Source organism: Pseudomonas azotoformans (assembly GCF_900103345.1).
GTDB classification, from domain to species: domain Bacteria; phylum Pseudomonadota; class Gammaproteobacteria; order Pseudomonadales; family Pseudomonadaceae; genus Aquipseudomonas; species Aquipseudomonas azotoformans.
The window spans coordinates 3319316-3334716 of record NZ_LT629702.1; the positions used below are offsets into that span (position 1 = coordinate 3319316).

At 60.2% G+C, this 15401-nt stretch carries 16 protein-coding genes; 5 read left to right on the top strand and 11 right to left on the bottom strand.

What is annotated here, in order from left to right; translation table 11 throughout:
- Positions 1 to 167: 167 nt before the first annotated feature.
- Positions 168 to 1856, bottom strand: a complete 1689-nt coding sequence (gene fadD2 / locus BLR69_RS14860; protein WP_071496586.1) for a long-chain-fatty-acid--CoA ligase FadD2 — start codon at positions 1854 to 1856, stop codon at positions 168 to 170.
- A gap of 232 nt (positions 1857 to 2088) precedes the next feature.
- Here fadD2 and BLR69_RS14865 point away from each other — a divergent pair, with 232 nt between their 5' ends.
- Together BLR69_RS14865 and BLR69_RS14870 are read left to right on the top strand one after the other, a co-directional pair.
- A complete protein-coding gene (locus BLR69_RS14865; protein WP_071496585.1) occupies positions 2089 to 3033 on the top strand; it encodes an alpha/beta hydrolase in 945 nt (314 codons plus the stop codon).
- Between the two features lie 57 nt (positions 3034 to 3090).
- A complete protein-coding gene (locus tag BLR69_RS14870) occupies positions 3091 to 3561 on the top strand; it encodes a MaoC family dehydratase (RefSeq protein ID WP_010208208.1) in 471 nt (156 codons plus the stop codon).
- Between the two features lie 146 nt (positions 3562 to 3707).
- Here BLR69_RS14870 and BLR69_RS14875 read toward each other — a convergent pair whose 3' ends face one another.
- Positions 3708 to 4175 (bottom strand): ferritin-like domain-containing protein, encoded by a 468-nt coding sequence (locus BLR69_RS14875; RefSeq protein ID WP_010208206.1) that lies wholly within the window; start codon positions 4173 to 4175, stop codon positions 3708 to 3710.
- Positions 4168 to 4359 (bottom strand): hypothetical protein, encoded by a 192-nt coding sequence (locus BLR69_RS30765; RefSeq protein WP_134434976.1) that lies wholly within the window; start codon positions 4357 to 4359, stop codon positions 4168 to 4170. The genes BLR69_RS14875 and BLR69_RS30765 overlap by 8 nt, the downstream gene beginning before the upstream one ends.
- Positions 4360 to 4380: 21 nt before the next feature.
- Here BLR69_RS30765 and BLR69_RS14880 point away from each other — a divergent pair, with 21 nt between their 5' ends.
- Positions 4381 to 4617 carry a DUF3820 family protein gene (locus BLR69_RS14880; protein WP_010208204.1) on the top strand — a complete coding sequence of 79 codons (237 nt, stop codon included), beginning with the start codon at positions 4381 to 4383 and terminating at the stop codon, positions 4615 to 4617.
- Between the two features lie 9 nt (positions 4618 to 4626).
- Positions 4627 to 5808 carry an aminotransferase class V-fold PLP-dependent enzyme gene (locus tag BLR69_RS14885; RefSeq protein WP_071496584.1) on the top strand — a complete coding sequence of 394 codons (1182 nt, stop codon included), beginning with the start codon at positions 4627 to 4629 and terminating at the stop codon, positions 5806 to 5808.
- A 186-nt stretch (positions 5809 to 5994) separates the two neighbouring features.
- Here BLR69_RS14885 and BLR69_RS14890 read toward each other — a convergent pair whose 3' ends face one another.
- The 3 genes from BLR69_RS14890 to zwf are packed head-to-tail and all read right to left on the bottom strand — an operon-like array spanning position 5995 to position 8844.
- Positions 5995 to 6660 (bottom strand): bifunctional 4-hydroxy-2-oxoglutarate aldolase/2-dehydro-3-deoxy-phosphogluconate aldolase, encoded by a 666-nt coding sequence (locus BLR69_RS14890; protein ID WP_026013852.1) that lies wholly within the window; start codon positions 6658 to 6660, stop codon positions 5995 to 5997.
- A 17-nt stretch (positions 6661 to 6677) separates the two neighbouring features.
- A complete protein-coding gene (gene pgl / locus BLR69_RS14895) occupies positions 6678 to 7391 on the bottom strand; it encodes a 6-phosphogluconolactonase (RefSeq protein ID WP_071496583.1) in 714 nt (237 codons plus the stop codon).
- Positions 7378 to 8844, bottom strand: coding sequence for a glucose-6-phosphate dehydrogenase (zwf, locus tag BLR69_RS14900; RefSeq protein WP_071496582.1), 1467 nt, complete (start codon positions 8842 to 8844; stop codon positions 7378 to 7380). Before zwf ends, pgl begins: the two co-directional genes overlap by 14 nt.
- A gap of 218 nt (positions 8845 to 9062) precedes the next feature.
- Between zwf and BLR69_RS14905 the strand changes: the two genes are divergently transcribed.
- The gene (locus tag BLR69_RS14905; RefSeq protein WP_172832156.1) at positions 9063 to 9923 is read left to right on the top strand and encodes a MurR/RpiR family transcriptional regulator; all 861 of its coding nucleotides are present in this window, start codon (positions 9063 to 9065) and stop codon (positions 9921 to 9923) included.
- 122 nt (positions 9924 to 10045) lie between these two features.
- On the opposite strand, the gene BLR69_RS14910 is transcribed toward BLR69_RS14905, so the two are convergent.
- The 5 genes from BLR69_RS14910 to BLR69_RS14930 form a co-directional block, all read right to left on the bottom strand.
- A complete protein-coding gene (locus tag BLR69_RS14910; protein WP_071496581.1) occupies positions 10046 to 10891 on the bottom strand; it encodes a D-hexose-6-phosphate mutarotase in 846 nt (281 codons plus the stop codon).
- Between the two features lie 103 nt (positions 10892 to 10994).
- A complete protein-coding gene (locus BLR69_RS14915; protein ID WP_071496580.1) occupies positions 10995 to 12341 on the bottom strand; it encodes a carbohydrate porin in 1347 nt (448 codons plus the stop codon).
- 85 nt (positions 12342 to 12426) lie between these two features.
- Positions 12427 to 13587 carry an ABC transporter ATP-binding protein gene (locus BLR69_RS14920; protein WP_071496579.1) on the bottom strand — a complete coding sequence of 387 codons (1161 nt, stop codon included), beginning with the start codon at positions 13585 to 13587 and terminating at the stop codon, positions 12427 to 12429.
- Positions 13588 to 13589: 2 nt separating this feature from the next.
- Entirely contained in the window at positions 13590 to 14435 is an 846-nt protein-coding gene (locus tag BLR69_RS14925; protein WP_010208187.1) for a carbohydrate ABC transporter permease, read from the bottom strand.
- The gene (locus BLR69_RS14930; RefSeq protein WP_058423219.1) at positions 14428 to 15336 is read right to left on the bottom strand and encodes a carbohydrate ABC transporter permease; all 909 of its coding nucleotides are present in this window, start codon (positions 15334 to 15336) and stop codon (positions 14428 to 14430) included. The genes BLR69_RS14925 and BLR69_RS14930 overlap by 8 nt, the downstream gene beginning before the upstream one ends.
- Positions 15337 to 15401 lie beyond the last annotated feature (65 nt).

Consider the following 15401-nt stretch of genomic DNA (forward strand, 5'->3'; position numbering starts at 1 on the left):
CTGAAATAGCTCGATAAATGGCTCTGTAACGGGGCTTTCAGAACAGCACAGTACAAATGTGGGAGGGGGCTTGCCCCCGATAGCAGTGGTTCAGTCTACACATCTGGTGACTGACCCACCGCCATCGGGGGCAAGCCCCCTCCCACTTTTTTTCAGCGCATTTCAGATCAGGCAATATCGCGCAACTCACGCCGCAAGATCTTGCCCACCGGCGTCATCGGCAACGAGTCGCGCAACACAATATGCTTAGGCACCTTGTACCCCGTGAAGTTGGTCTTGCAGTACGCCTTCAACTCCTCAAGGCTCACCCCTTCGGCACGCGCCACCACGAACAGCTTCACCGCTTCCCCGGTGCGGTCATCCGGCACACCGATCACGGCGCAGTTGGCCACCGCCGGGTGGGCCATCACCACGTCTTCGATCTCGTTGGGGTACACGTTGAAACCCGAGACGATGATCAGGTCTTTCTTGCGGTCGACGATGCTGACGAAACCATCGGCATCGATCACCGCGATATCGCCAGTCTTCAGCCAGCCTTCGGCGTCCAACGCCTCGGCAGTGGCGGCCGGTTGCTGCCAGTAGCCCTTCATCACCTGCGGGCCCTTGATGCACAACTCACCGCGCTCGCCCAACGGCAACTCGTGACCTTGATCGTCGATGACTTTCATCGCCGTGCCCGGCACCGGCAGGCCCACGGTGCCCAGGCGCGACTGGCTGCCGTAGGGGTTGGTACTGGCCACCGGCGAGGTCTCGGTCAGGCCGTAGCCTTCACCGATGGAACAGCCGGTGATGGCCTTCCAGCGCTCGGCCGTGGCCTTCACCAGTGCAGTGCCGCCGGAATTGGTGATCTTGAGGTGGGAGAAGTCCAGGGTCTTGAAGTCCGGATGGTCCATCAACGCCACAAACAGCGTGTTCAGCCCCAGCAGGCAGGAGAACCGCCACCTTTTCAGTTCCTTGATAAACCCGCCGATATCCCGCGGATTGGTGATCAACACGTTATGGTTGCCGGTCACCATCATACACATGCAGTTCGCCGTGAACGCATAGATGTGGTACAGCGGCAGCGGCGCAATCATCACCTCCTGCCCTTCCCTCACTAGCGGCTGGCCATCATCGGTGACCTGGGACATGCACGCCCGCGCCTGTTGCATGTTCGCCACCAGGTTGCCGTGGGTGAGCATCGCGCCCTTGGCCAGGCCGGTGGTGCCGCCGGTGTATTGCAGCACCGCGATGTCGTCCAGGGTCACCGGGTGGCGGGTCACGCCCAGGCCCGCGCCCATGCGCAGGGCGCGCTTGAATGACACCGCGCGCGGCAGGTTGTAGGCCGGGACCATCTTCTTGACCTTGTCGACCACCGTGTTGATCAGCCAGCCTTTGGCAGCGGGCATGAAATCGCCCATCTTGGCTTCGATCAGGTAGTCGATCTCGGTGTCGCTGCACACCTCCTGCACCCGCGAACCGAACAGGTTGAGGTAGACCAGCGCACGCACGCCGGCGTCCTTGAACTGGTGACGCATCTCGCGCGGGGTGTACAGCGGGTTGGTGTTGACCACGATCAGCCCGGCGCGCAAAGCGCCGAACACGGCAATCGGGTAATGCAGCACGTTGGGCATCTGCACTGCGATGCGCTCGCCCGGCTTGAGGTCGGTGTGCTGTTGCAGGTAGCCGGCGAACGCAGCGCTCTGGCGCTCCAGCTCGGCGTAGGTCAGGGTGATGCCCATGTTGCTGAATGCCGGACGGTCGGCGAAGGCCTTGCAGGAGCGCTCGAAGACTTCGATCACCGACTTGTAGGCAGAAAGGTCGATGTCGTTGGGAACGCCCGCTGCGCGTTTGTCATTCCAGAAATCAGGTTGCATTATTCTTGTCCTCTTACCTGAGTGTGTCCGGCCGCTTTCTGACTGCTATGAAAAGCGGAGCTTTGGGGACGTTAGCAGCAATAGCCAAACAGGCAAATACAGCAAACCGTGTCATTGATTGTATGAATCTTGCCGCTGACGTGTAGGCAGATGCGCCGATCCTCGGCAGATGAGCTATACACTGCAACAACCCCGAGCTGACCTTGAGCAGCCCCTGAGCAAAGGAACCGCCATGAACCACAGCAGCTTCTGGCTGACCGCGAATGACCGCAGCCGCCTGTACGTCAATCAATGGATGCCCGAAGGCCCGACCAGGGCCCTGGTGATGCTGTCCCATGGCATGGCCGAGCACAGCGGGCGCTATGCGCGCCTGGCGCAAACCCTGTGCGACGCCGGCTACGGTGTGTATGCGCCGGACCAACGAGGCCACGGCCGCACAGCCGACGAAGGCACCCTGGGCCTGTACGCCGAGCACGACGGCTGGAACAAGATAGTGGGCGACCTCGCCAGCCTCAACCAACATATGGGCCAGCAACAGCCGGGGTTGCCGATCATTCTGTTGGGCCACAGCATGGGCAGTTACATCGCCCAGGCCTATCTGCTGCACCACAGCGCCAGCCTGGATGGCGCGATTCTCAGCGGTTCGAATTACCAACCGGTGGCGCTGTACCGCGCCGCGCGGGTGATCGCCCGGGCCGAACGGCTGCGCCAGGGGGTGCGCGGGCGCAGTGCGTTGATCGAATTCCTATCGTTTGGCTCGTTCAACAAGGCGTTCAAACCCAATCGCACCGCTTTCGATTGGCTCAGTCGCGACCCGACCGAGGTGGACAAGTACATCAACGACCCGCTGTGCGGGTTCCGCTGCACCAACCAGCTGTGGATCGACCTGCTCGGCGGCTTGCAGCAAATCAGCAAAGCGTCCAATCTCGCGCAGATCGATCCGGGCCTGCCGATCCTGGTGATGGGCGGTGAATGTGATCCGGTGAGCGAAGGCAAGCGTCTCAACAGCCTGGCCAACGCCCTGCGCGAAGCGGGCTGCCAGCACCTGCAACTGAATATCTACCCGCAGGCGCGCCATGAAGTGTTCAACGAAACCAACCGTGATGAAGTCACGGCGGATGTACTGAGCTGGCTCGACCAGGCCCTGGCCTTGCGCAGGCCTACCCGCTGCGAATAAATTTTCGATTAAAATCAGTTAGTTAAATTACCGATTAGCCACAGGATGCACGTTTAGATGACCCAGGTAACCAACACCCCGTACGAAGCCCTCGAAGTCGGCCAGACCGCCAGCTACAGCAAGCTGGTGGAGGAGCGTGATATCCAGCTGTTCGCCGCCATGTCCGGTGACCACAACCCAGTGCACCTGGATGCCGAGTACGCCAAGGCGACCATGTTCAAGGAGCGTATCGCCCACGGCATGTTCAGCGGCGCCCTGATCAGCGCGGCCGTTGCCTGCGAGCTGCCCGGGCCGGGCACGATCTACATCGGCCAGCAGATGAGCTTCCAGAAGCCAGTGAAAATCGGCGACACCCTGACCGTGCGACTGGAAATCCTCGAGAAGCTGCCGAAGTTCCGCGTGCGCATCGCCACCCGCGTGTTCAACCAGCGCGATGAGTTGGTGGTGGATGGCGAGGCGGAAATCCTGGCGCCGCGTAAGCAGCAGGTTGTGACATTGACTGAGTTGCCGCCGATCAGCATTGGCTGATAGCAATTTCAGGCTCAACACAATACCAATGTGGGAGGGGGCTTGCCCCCGATGGCGGTTGATCAGTCAATGAATCGGTTGACTGATACTCCGCCATCGGGAGCAAGCCCCCTCCCACATTGTTTACAGCATTTACAACCCTGGGCTTACGACTGAGCGCGAGCCTGGTTACGCAGGGCTTTCACCTGGTCGTGGTTGCGTTGCACGCCGTGGTACTGACGCTCAACCAGGTCACGAATGCCCAGCAGGTTGTGCTTGTTGATCTTCTCGATAGCTTCCTTGTAAGCCTTCAGCGCGTGGTCTTCACCGCGCTCGGCTTCGTTCAGTACAGCCTCTTCATCTTTACCGGTGAGCATCGACTTCACGTCGACCCAGCCACGGTGCAGTGCGCCGGCAACGCTGCCGGAATCTTCCGGATCACCACCCAGGGCACGCACGGCAGTCTTCAGCTCGGCAGCAGCGGTGGCGCAATCGGCGGAACGCTTGGCGAACAGGGCTTTGAGTTCTGGGTGCTTGATGTCTTCAGCGCACTCCTTGAAACCCTTTTGGCCGTCGATGCTGGTCTCGATCAGGTCGTTCAGTACGGAGATCGATTCTTTATTGATGTCAGTCATTTTTCAATTCCTTGTACGGGTTAGAAGGTTGTCTTAATGGTTGCAGCGCCCGTGCCAGGTTTTCAAAAAACAAATTATCTATATATTTCAGTAATTTACGATTAATTGAACCATCTGTATGTACGTTATTTGCATGATCTGTCATTTGGCCTTCATGCAGAATGCCTGTATTTTCCAAGGTCACGACTCAAACACCCGAGCCTTCATGAATCCCGAAAAACTCGAACTGCTGATCACCCGCGAAATGCCCTTCGGCAAATACAAGGGACGGATCATCGCCGACCTGCCCGGCCCCTACCTGAACTGGTTCGCCCGTGAAGGTTTCCCCCACGGCGAACTGGGCGGCTTGCTGGCGTTGATGCAGGAGATCGACAGCAACGGGTTGTCTGAATTGCTCGAACCGCTACGCGCCAAACACGGCAAACCCGCACCGCGCCATTAAGAGCCCCCTATGCCAAGGAATGCAGACAACGAACGTCATTGGCAGGCTGTTTCCGAGCGCTATGCCCTGGAACCCGGCCCGATCAATCTGGAAAACGGTTACTTCGGTCGCATGAGCCGAACGGTGCAATCGCATTACCTGGAACAGGTTGGGTTTATCAACCGCAGTAATTCGCTGCATGTGCGCCAGCGCTTCGAACAAGGCGACAACCTCGAGATTCGTCGACAACTGGCCGAGCTGATTGATGTGGTCCCGGAGTCGGTGGCCTTTACTCGTAATGCCACCGAAGCCTTGCAGTCACTGATCCGCAACTACAACCGCCTGCAACCGGGCGACCAGGTGCTGATCAGTGACCTGGAGTACGACACGGTCAAGGGCGCCATGCGTTGGCTGGCCGGCGTTCGTGGCGTGGAGGTGATCGAACTGTCCCACGCACACCCGGCCAGTTTCGACAGCCTGGTGCAGACGTATCTTGATGCGTTTGTGCAGTACCCACGTTTGAAACTGATGGCGCTGACCCACGTCACCCACCGCACCGGCCTGGTGATGCCCGTCGAAGCCGTCGCCCATGCAGCGCGTGAGCACGGCGTGGACGTGATCCTCGACGGTGCCCATGCCCTGGGCCAGATCGAATTCAACCTGGCCGAACTGGGCATTCAGTTTGCCGGCTTCAACCTGCACAAATGGATCGGCGCGCCACTGACCCTGGGCTTTTTGTACATCGCCCCGGAGCGCCTGGCGGATATCGACCCGGACATGGGTGAGTTTCACTACCCCACCACCGATGTGCGTGCGCGTACGTCCTACAGCACGCCGAACTTTCCAGCGTTGATGACCTTACCGCTGGTGTTTGAAGAACATCGCCAATTAGGCGGCGCGGCGGCAAAAGGCGCACGGGTGAATTACCTGCGGGACCTGTGGGTCAGCCAGGTGCGGGGATTGCCGGGGATTGAGGTGCTGACGCCGGATGATCCAAGGGTGTATTGCGGGATTACGGCGTTCAAGTTCAGCGGGCGGGATCAGCAGGTGATGGTGGACAGGCTGCTCAAGGACTACAACCTGTTTGTCACTACCCGAATCGGTGCGTCGTTCGGCACCTGTATCCGGGTGACGCCGGGGTTGGTGACCTCCGCGGCGGACATCAATACCTTGGCCAACGCGATATCCAACTTGAATAGCAACCCCCTGTAGGAGCGAGCTTGCTCGCGAAGAGCGTTAACGATGACGTGTTTATCCTGATTTAACGCGTTGTCCTTACGTTCTTCGCGAGCAAGCTCGCTCCTACAGTTTTCTACAGGCAAAAAAAATGCGGTACACCGACCAAGTGCACCGCAAAAATGCCGTCAAGCACAGCAACAACGATTCAGTAAAAGCAGATCAATCCAGCAGGGCCAATGCCTGCGCGGTGACTTCCTGGATGCGGGCCCAGTCGCCGTTCTTGACCCACTCCGGGTCGAGCATCCAGCTACCGCCCACGCACATCACGTTTTTCAACGCCATGTAGTTTTTGATGTTGGCCGGGCCAACGCCGCCGGTCGGGCAGAATTTCACTTCGCCGAACGGACCGCCCAGGGCCTTGATCGCCGCCACGCCGCCGCTGACTTCCGCCGGGAACAGCTTGAAGCGGCGATAACCCAGGCCGTAGCCTTCCATGATGCCGGAAGCATTGCTGATGCCCGGCAGCAGCGGGATCGGGCTGTGTACCGAGGCTTCCAGCAGGTCACGGGTAATGCCTGGAGTGACGATGAATTGCGAGCCCGCCACTTCGGCTGCTTCGAGCATGTGACGGTCCAGCACGGTGCCGGCACCGGTGCACAGTTCAGGGCGTTGTTCGCGCAGTACCTGAATGGCCTTGAGGCCGAACTCCGAACGCAGGGTCACTTCCAGTGCGGTCAAACCGCCGGCTGCCAGGGCATCGGCCAGCGGCAGGATGTCCTGTTCGCGAGCGATGGTGATCACCGGCAGGATCCGCGCCTTGGCGCAGAGGCTGTCGATCAAGGCAACTTTGTCCGCCATGGACACGGTCGGTTGAGGGCTTTTCATAGCGGCTGATCCTTGGCTCATGGGCACCAGTAAATCTCTAATGTAGGTTGCAGAAACGCGCGAATCGGCATGGCAGCGACGTCATCACTGGCCAGCGCGGCGCTCAAGGTGGTCAATTTCGAACTGCCGGAAATCGACAGCACGGTGTAGTTCGCCGTGGCCAGCAACGCGCGACTCATGGTCAGGCGCTGGTGCGGCACGGTCGGCGCCAGCATCGGCCAGCAACGACGGGTACCGTCGGGCTGCAAGGCTTGGCTCAGGTTCGGGCTGTCGGGAAACAGCGATGCGGTGTGGCCGTCATCGCCCATGCCCAGCACCAGCACGTCAATGGCTGGCAATTCGGCCAGCAGGCGATCGGCCTGCTCGGCAGCGTCTTCGAGGTTGGCGGCAGCGCTGTACAGGCTCAAGAACCTGGCCTTGGCCGCCGGGCCTTGCAGCAAGTGCTGCTTCAACAGGCCGGCATTGCTGTCGGCGTGTTCCACCGGCACCCAGCGCTCGTCGGCCAGGGTGATGGTGACCTTGGACCAGTCCAGGCCCTGCTTGGCCAGGTGCTGGAAAAACGCCACGGGGCTGCGGCCACCGGACACCACCAGGGTCGCTTCGCCACGGGCACTGATGGCCGTGCGCAGTTGCTCGGCCACGTCATTGGCCAGGCCCTCCGCCAACAGCACCGGGGTACGGTACTCATGAGGGGTTACGCCCTGGGGCAGTTTCAAATCAGATATCGCCATACCACGACCTCCCATCCCGCGTGATCAGTGCAATCGAGCTCATCGGCCCCCAGGACCCGGCCGCGTACGGCTTGGGCGCATCACCGGATTTCTTCCACCCGGCGATCAACTGGTCACACCACTTCCACGCGGCTTCGATTTCATCTTTGCGAACAAACAGGTTCTGATTGCCGCGCATCACTTCCAGCAACAACCGCTCGTAGGCATCCGGGATCCGGGCGCTGCGGTAGGTGTCGGAAAAATTCAGTTGCAGCGGGCCGCTGCGCAGTTGCATGCCCTTGTCCAGGCCCTGCTCCTTGGTCATCACGCGCAAGGAAATACCTTCGTCCGGTTGCAGGCGGATGATCAGTTTGTTGCTGATCTGCAGGCGCTGCTCGGGGGCGAAGATGTAGTGGGACGGTTCCTTGAAGTGGATGACGATCTGCGACAGCTTCTGCGGCATGCGCTTGCCGGTGCGCAGGTAGAACGGCACCCCGGCCCAACGCCAGTTGCGGATATCGGCACGCAGGGCGACGAAGGTCTCGGTGTCGCTCTGGGTGTTGGAGTTTTCTTCTTCCAGGTAACCCGGCACCGGCTTGCCGGCGCTGTAGCCGGCGATGTACTGGCCGCGTACCACCTGAGTGGTCAGGCCGTCCGGGCTGATGGGCGCCAGGGCCTTGAGCACCTTGACCTTCTCGTCGCGGATGCTGTCGGCGGACAGGTCGGCCGGCGGGTCCATGGCGATCAGGCAAAGCAGTTGCAGCAGGTGGTTCTGGATCATGTCCCGCAGCTGGCCGGCCTTGTCGAAGTAACCCCAACGGCCTTCGATACCGACCTGCTCGGCCACGGTGATTTCCACGTGGGAAATGTAGTTCTGGTTCCACTGGGTTTCGAACAGGCTGTTGGCGAAACGCAGCGCGATCAGGTTCTGGACGGTTTCTTTGCCCAGGTAGTGGTCGATGCGGTACGTGCGGTTCTCCGGGAAGAACTGCGCCACGGCGTCGTTGACCTTGCGCGAGGATTCCAGGTCCGAACCAATCGGTTTCTCCAGCACCACGCGGGTGTTGTCCGCCAGGCCGACCTTGGACAGGTTCTCGCAGATGGCGCCGTACACCGCCGCCGGGGTGGCGAAGTAGGCGATCAGGCGCTGCTCGGTACCGGCGATGTCCGCCAGGGCCACGTAGTCATCGGCCTTCAGGAAGTCAACGTGCACATAGGTCAGGCGCGCCAGGAAGCGCTGGGTGATGGCTTCGTCCAGTTCCTTGCCGACGAACTCTCGCAATGCGTGCTCGATGTGCGCCAGGTGCTGTTGCTCGGTACCGGCTTCGCGGGCCAGGGCCAGGATGCGCGTGTCGTCGTGCAGCAGGCCGGCGCCATCGAGTTGATAGAGGGCAGGAAATAACTTGCGCAGCGCCAGATCACCCAAGGCGCCAAACAGGGCAAAGGTGCAGGGTTCTACGGTTATCGAAGGCATGATGTTTGTTCTTTTATCAAGTTAAGCTACAAATACCTTTTTTCAAGGCATCACTCAAGGAAAAATGTAGTAATAACCACAACATTTTCCCGAAATACGCATTCCGAGTGGTGGTGTTCAGCTACCCTCAGTAGGATAGGCCACCGCAAAAGGCCACTCGTCGATTGGTTGCCACCCTAATTTGCATCGTCGCCCGAAGGAAAGACTGAATGGACCGCGTGCGAAATCTTCTGGAACAGATCCGGAACCGCCTCGAAGAATTGAACAAGGCCGAGAAAAAAGTCGCCGAGGTCATCCTGCTCAACCCGCAGCAGGCGACCCGCTTCTCCATCGCCGCCCTTGCCCAGGCCGCCTCGGTCAGTGAACCGACGGTCAACCGTTTCTGCCGTTCGTTCGGCGTCAGCGGTTACCCTGAACTGAAATTGCAGCTGGCGCAAAGCCTGGCCAGCGGCGCGGCGTATGTCAGCCGCGCAGTGGAGGCCGATGATAACCCCGAGGCCTACACCCAGAAGATCTTTGGCAGCGCCATCGCGTCGCTCGACAGCGCCTGCCAGGCCCTGGACCCGGCCCTGATCAGCAAGGCCGTGGACCTGTTGATCCAGGCGCGGCAGATCCACTTCTTCGGCCTGGGCGCTTCGGCCCCGGTGGCGATGGATGCGCTGCACAAGTTCTTCCGTTTCAACCTGGCGGTCACCGCCCATGCCGACGTGCTGATGCAGCGCATGATCGCCTCGGTGGCACACACCGGCGAGTTGTTCGTGATCATTTCCTACACCGGGCGTACCCGTGAGCTGGTGGAAGTGGCGCGTATCGCCCGTGGAAACGGCGCTTCAGTGCTGGGCGTGACCGCCGAGAACTCGCCGCTGGCCAAGGCCAGCACGGTGAGCCTGAACATTCCGCTGCCCGAAGACACCGACATCTACATGCCGATGACCTCGCGGATCATCCAGCTTACGGTGCTGGACGTATTGGCTACCGGCATGACCTTGCGTCGCGGGGTGGATTTCCAGCCGCATTTGCGCAAGATCAAAGAGAGCTTGAATGACAGCCGGTATCCGGTGGGGGATGAGTTCAACTGAGCCAACCTTTGTGTTGGCTGTACTGACCCCATCGGCGGCAAGCCCCCTCCCACACTCTGATCTGTGAATACATTCAAAATGTGGGAGGGGGCTTGCCCCCGATAGGGCCAGCAGCCACACCGTTAAACCCCAGCCCTGGCCTGCAAACTCAGATGCGCCCTCTCCCCCGGCGCCAGGCTCGCCCCGGCCATCGCCGACTCCACGCACACAAACCCCGACGCCTCGTTGAAGCTCACGCCCAACAGCGGCCGGCTGCCCGGGTGCCACACCACGGTGTCGGCGCTGTCGCCGGTGTCGATGCACAGTTCGCGCTGCCAGGCGTGGTCCTTGAGCTGCAATTCGCCCTCGTGCTGGAACACCCGCTGGCAACCGCCTTCCACCCGCAACTCGCCTTCCTGCTGGCAGACCTGGCGATTGAGCTGGTCGTAACCCTGCGCACCGTCGAGCCCAGACAGCGCTATCTCATCAACATGACCAATGCGCCAATAAGCGTGCAATGCATGGCTCAGCTGGCACGGCAACTCATCCTGATGCTCGGTGCTCAGGCGCAGCTCCAGGGTTTCGCCCAGGTGCGCATGCAGATCGACCTGCCAGTCGCACAGCTGCAATTGCCAATGCAGGCGTACGCCGTCGTCGTCAGTGCTGCTGTCGAGCAGTTTCCAGTCGATCAAGCGTGCCCAGCCATGGGACGGCCAGGCATTTTCAATCGGGTGACGGCCATACCACGGCCAGCACACCGGTACGCCGCCACGGATGGCGCCGACTTGCGGCCACTTGGCGGCACACCACAACCAGGGCTTCTGGCCCGTCGGCTGAAAGTGCAGCAATTGCGCGCCCTGGCGACTGAATACCGCCTGGCACAGTGGATGATCGATCACCAGCACGTCACGCATCTGGAAACGCTCCCAGGCGAACACCGGGCGCTCGCGCAAGGATTTGAAAAAGCGTTGCAGCGGTTGCTCATGCATGTGCCACGGTCCTGAAAATCATCACAATGCAGCCCAAAAAAAAGCGGATAGCCATGGCTACCCGCAAAATGCGCACAGAGAGAAGGAGCTTATCGCAACAGCGTTAGAACGTAGACTGAATTTTCAGGCCAGCCACCAACGCGTTGTCGACTTTGTCCACGCCGCCAGGCTGGACGACGTATTGCAGGTTAGGACGCACGGTCAGCCAGTTGGTGACGTGGAAGCCGTAGTTGATTTCGAAGTTGTACTCGGTTTCGCGGATTGGCGTGTACAGCGGGTTGTCGTAGTCGCTCACGCCATTGGAGGCGTTGAGCAGCTCGGCGTTTTTCTTCACGTCATTGTTGACGTGCAGACGCGCCGCACCGATGCCGACGTCATCTTTTGGACGCGCGTCGAACGGACCTTTGTATACCAGCATCAACGACTGGTAGTTGTCGACGGTGTTGGTTTCCTTGTCGTGGAATGTGGCGTTGGCCGCAATGTTCAGACCACGGGAAGCGTCGCCGTTGTGGGTGGTGAGCTGCTGTTGGGCAACGAACCAGTAGCCTTTTTTGCTGCTGTGGGTGCGGTAGTCCGCGCGCGTGGTAGCCGCATCGTTACCGTTCACGTCTTCACGCACATCGGAGGCATCGGCAGCGCTTTTGTAGTAACCCACACGGTATTCGCCCGGCAGGTTATTGACCTTCGGCGACCAGACCAATTCCACCGGGATCACGGTGCCCTTGGTGCCGCTGCCACTGAGCTTGAAGCCGTTGCCGTGCTCCAGCTGCGACGGGTTCTGGTTGTACGCACCGATTTGCGCGTACAGCTCAGGCGTGATGTTGTACTTCACGCGGATCGCGGCCTGGCTGACCGGCCAGTTGTACCAGGTGTTGACATAGTTACCCACTTGCGAGCCGCAGAACGACAGGTTCTGGAAGTCGCACGGGAAGGTGTTGAAGTCTTCGCCTTCGCCGAAGTAACCGAGTTTCACGTCCAACTTGTTGTCGAACATCTGGTGCTGGATCCAGAACTGGGTCAGACGCACCATGTGGCCACGGCCGTAGACTTCCATCGAAGAGCTCAGCGTGCCGGCACGCGGGTCGCCAATGCGGTCGTTGGAGATGTTCTGGCCATTACGGTTGGTCAACTGGATCTTGGCCTGGGTATTGTCCCAGCCCCACAGTTTTTGCAGGTCGAGTGCCACACCGAGACCGAACTGGTCAGAGTAGCGACCGGTCTTGTCGTGGTTATAACCACCCTTGGCGTTGTAGCCCATCTCCCCAACGTAGTCAGCCTTGATGTCGATACCTTGCTCGATCAGCTTGGTACGCTCACCACCCCAATCGCCGGTCATCCACTTGGAATCAGCACTGAATGCATCGGCCGCCATCGCATTGGCGGACAGTACCAGGGCTGCTGCAGCTGACATTTGGCAGATCAGCCGAGTGTTGTTGTGTTGCTTTTTCATCCCTACATCCTCGTCTTTATTGTTATTAAACTGTTTTTATCTAACGCGGTTTACTTTTTTTATCCAAAACAACAACTTATCTGCTTCAGCGGCCTTTGAATTGGGCCACGTTGTCGGCATGCCCCTGTGCGGGCGATGAAGAAGCAGTGCCCAGTCGCTCGCCCGTGTTGGCGTCGAACAGCAGTACCTTGGAAGGATCGAATTGCAGGGTCAGGGTCTCGCCCACCTGCGGTGCCACGTCGGGTGCCAGGCGGCAGCAGACCTTGGTGTCATTGAGTTGCACGAACACCAGGGTGTCCGGGCCGGTTGGCTCGGTCACCTGGACTTCGGCACGAATGCTCGACGCACTGTTGCCCTCGCCCGCCGCCAACATGATTTGCTCTGGGCGCAGGCCCAGGATCACGTCGCGGTCTTCCAGGCCGGCATCCGTGGTATTCAGGGCCAGCTCGCAGCGCGCCTGGCCGCTGTCGAGCAGTGCCACCAGGCGGCCGTCCTTGCGCTGCAGGCGCAGCGGCACGAAGTTCATCGGCGGCGAACCGATAAAGCTCGCCACGAACTGGTTGGCCGGGTTGTTGTAGATCTCTTTCGGCGTGCCGAACTGCTGGATGATGCCGTCCTTCATCACCGCGACCTTGTCGCCCAGGGTCATCGCTTCGATCTGGTCGTGGGTCACGTAGACCGTGGTGGTCTTGAGGCGCTGGTGCATCAGTTTCATTTCGGTGCGCATCTCGACGCGCAGCTTGGCGTCGAGGTTGGACAGCGGTTCGTCGAACAGGTAGATCTTCGGCCGACGCGCCAGGGCACGCCCCATGGCCACGCGCTGTTGCTGGCCGCCGGAGAGCTGGCCCGGCTTGCGGTTGAGCAGGTGTTCGATCTGCAGCAGCCTGGCCACCCGCGCCACTTCGGCGTCGATATCGGCCTGGGGCATCTTGCGGATCTTGAGGCCGAATTCGATGTTCTCGCGCACGCTCATGGTCGGGTACAGCGCGTAGGACTGGAACACCATGGCGATGTCACGGTCCTTGGGGCTCATGCCGCTCACGTCCTGATCACCGATCATGATCGCGCCGCCAGTGATGGTCTCAAGGCCGGCGATGCAGTTCATCAGCGTGGATTTGCCGCACCCCGAAGGACCGACCAGGATCAGGAATTCGCCTTCCTTGATCGACAGTTCGATGTTCTTCAAGGTGTCGGGCAGGCCGGCGCCATAGGTCTTGTTTACATTGCGAAGTTCAAGCGTAGCCATGATTACCCCTTGACCGCGCCGGCCGTGAGGCCGCGCACGAAATACTTGCCTGCGATCACATAGACCAGCAGGGTCGGCAGCCCGGCGATCATCGCCGCCGCCATATCCACGTTATATTCCTTGGCCCCGGTGCTGGTGTTGACCAGGTTGTTCAGCGCCACCGTGATGGGCTGGGAGTCGCCGCTGGAGAACACTACGCCGAACAGGAAGTCGTTCCAGATCTGGGTGAACTGCCAGATCAGGCAGACCATGATGATCGGGGTCGACATCGGCAGGATGATTTGACGGAAGATGGTGAAGAAGCCCGCACCGTCCAGACGCGCGGCCTTGATCAGCGCATCCGGGATGCTCACGTAGTAGTTACGGAAGAACAGCGTGGTGAACGCCAGGCCGTAGACCACATGCACAAACACCAGGCCGGTGGTGGTGCTGGCCAGGCCCATCTTGCCGAGGGTAAACGACGCCGGCAGCAGCACGGTCTGGAACGGCAGGAAGCAGCCGAACAACAACAGGCCGAAGAACAGCTGCGAGCCTTTGAAGCGCCAGAACGACAGCACATAGCCGTTCAATGCACCGATGGCGGTGGAGATCAGTACGGCCGGAACGGTGATCTTGATCGAGTTCCAGAAGTAGCCGTCCACAGTCGCCCAGGCCTTGACCCAGCCGATGCCGGTGACCACGGTCGGCCAGCTCAGCAGGTTGCCGGAGCTGATGTCTTCCGGGGTCTTGAAGCTGGTCAGCAGCATCACCACCAGCGGCACCAGGTACAGCAGCACGGCAAGGATCAGCACCGCGTAGATCGCGATGCGACTCAGGCTGATGGCAGGTTTGGAGGCGAGACTAGTCATGACGTTTGGTCCTCAGCTCGGAGTAGAGGTAAGGCACGATGATCGCGAGGATCGCACCGAGCATCAGGATGGCACTGGCCGAGCCCATGCCCATCTGGCCACGGCTGAAGGTGAACGAGTACATGAACATCGCGGGCAGGTCGGACGAGTAGCCCGGGCCGCCAGCGGTCATCGCCGCGACCAGGTCAAAGCTCTTGATCGCAATGTGCGCCAGGATCATCACCGCACTGAAGAACACCGGACGCAGGCTGGGCAGCACCACGCTCCAGTAGATGCGCGGCAGGCTCGCGCCGTCGATCTGTGCGGCGCGTACGATCGATTGATCGACGCCACGCAGGCCGGCGAGGAACATCGCCATGATGAAACCCGAGGCTTGCCACACAGCGGCGATCACCAGGCAGTAGACCACGCGGTCCGGGTCGATCAGCCAGTCGAGACGGAAGCCTTCCCAGCCCCAGTCACGCAGGAGTTTGTCCAGGCCCATGCCCGGGTTGAGCAGCCATTTCCAGGCGGTACCGGTGACGATCATCGAGAGCGCCATCGGGTACAGGTAAATGGTGCGGATAAAGCCTTCGCGACGGATTTTCTGGTCGAGGAAGATCGCCAGGGTCACGCCGATGACCAGGGTGATGCCGATGAACATCCCGCCAAACACCGCCAGGTTCTTGCTCGCAACCCACCAGCGGTCGTTGTCGAACAACCGCGCGTATTGCGCAAGGCCCGCCCATTTGTAGCTTGGCAGGAACGTGGAATTGGTGAACGAGAGTACAAACGTCCACAGGATGTAGCCGTAGAAGCCCACCAACACGATGAACATGCTGGGCGCCAGCACCAGTTTGGGGAGCCAGCGCTGCAGTGCATCGAACGGCGAGGCTTTGCTGAACACAGCAACAGAACTCATGGGGAAATCCAGTACAGGGAAAAAAGGACTTGCTTGTCGCTCTTTCACTGTAGGAGCGAGCTTGC

What these genes read in the sequence shown, in the direction of transcription:
- fadD2 (WP_071496586.1), bottom strand. Translation starts at nt 1,856, where the DNA reads ATGCAACCTGATTTCTGGAATGACAAACGCGCAGCGGGCGTTCCCAAC.
- BLR69_RS14865 (WP_071496585.1), top strand. Translation starts at nt 2,089, where the DNA reads ATGAACCACAGCAGCTTCTGGCTGACCGCGAATGACCGCAGCCGCCTG.
- BLR69_RS14870 (WP_010208208.1), top strand. Translation starts at nt 3,091, where the DNA reads ATGACCCAGGTAACCAACACCCCGTACGAAGCCCTCGAAGTCGGCCAG.
- BLR69_RS14875 (WP_010208206.1), bottom strand. Translation starts at nt 4,175, where the DNA reads ATGACTGACATCAATAAAGAATCGATCTCCGTACTGAACGACCTGATC.
- BLR69_RS14880 (WP_010208204.1), top strand. Translation starts at nt 4,381, where the DNA reads ATGAATCCCGAAAAACTCGAACTGCTGATCACCCGCGAAATGCCCTTC.
- BLR69_RS14885 (WP_071496584.1), top strand. Translation starts at nt 4,627, where the DNA reads ATGCCAAGGAATGCAGACAACGAACGTCATTGGCAGGCTGTTTCCGAG.
- BLR69_RS14890 (WP_026013852.1), bottom strand. Translation starts at nt 6,660, where the DNA reads ATGAAAAGCCCTCAACCGACCGTGTCCATGGCGGACAAAGTTGCCTTG.
- pgl (WP_071496583.1), bottom strand. Translation starts at nt 7,391, where the DNA reads ATGGCGATATCTGATTTGAAACTGCCCCAGGGCGTAACCCCTCATGAG.
- zwf (WP_071496582.1), bottom strand. Translation starts at nt 8,844, where the DNA reads ATGCCTTCGATAACCGTAGAACCCTGCACCTTTGCCCTGTTTGGCGCC.
- BLR69_RS14910 (WP_071496581.1), bottom strand. Translation starts at nt 10,891, where the DNA reads ATGCATGAGCAACCGCTGCAACGCTTTTTCAAATCCTTGCGCGAGCGC.
- BLR69_RS14915 (WP_071496580.1), bottom strand. Translation starts at nt 12,341, where the DNA reads ATGAAAAAGCAACACAACAACACTCGGCTGATCTGCCAAATGTCAGCT.
- BLR69_RS14920 (WP_071496579.1), bottom strand. Translation starts at nt 13,587, where the DNA reads ATGGCTACGCTTGAACTTCGCAATGTAAACAAGACCTATGGCGCCGGC.
- BLR69_RS14925 (WP_010208187.1), bottom strand. Translation starts at nt 14,435, where the DNA reads ATGACTAGTCTCGCCTCCAAACCTGCCATCAGCCTGAGTCGCATCGCG.
- BLR69_RS14930 (WP_058423219.1), bottom strand. Translation starts at nt 15,336, where the DNA reads ATGAGTTCTGTTGCTGTGTTCAGCAAAGCCTCGCCGTTCGATGCACTG.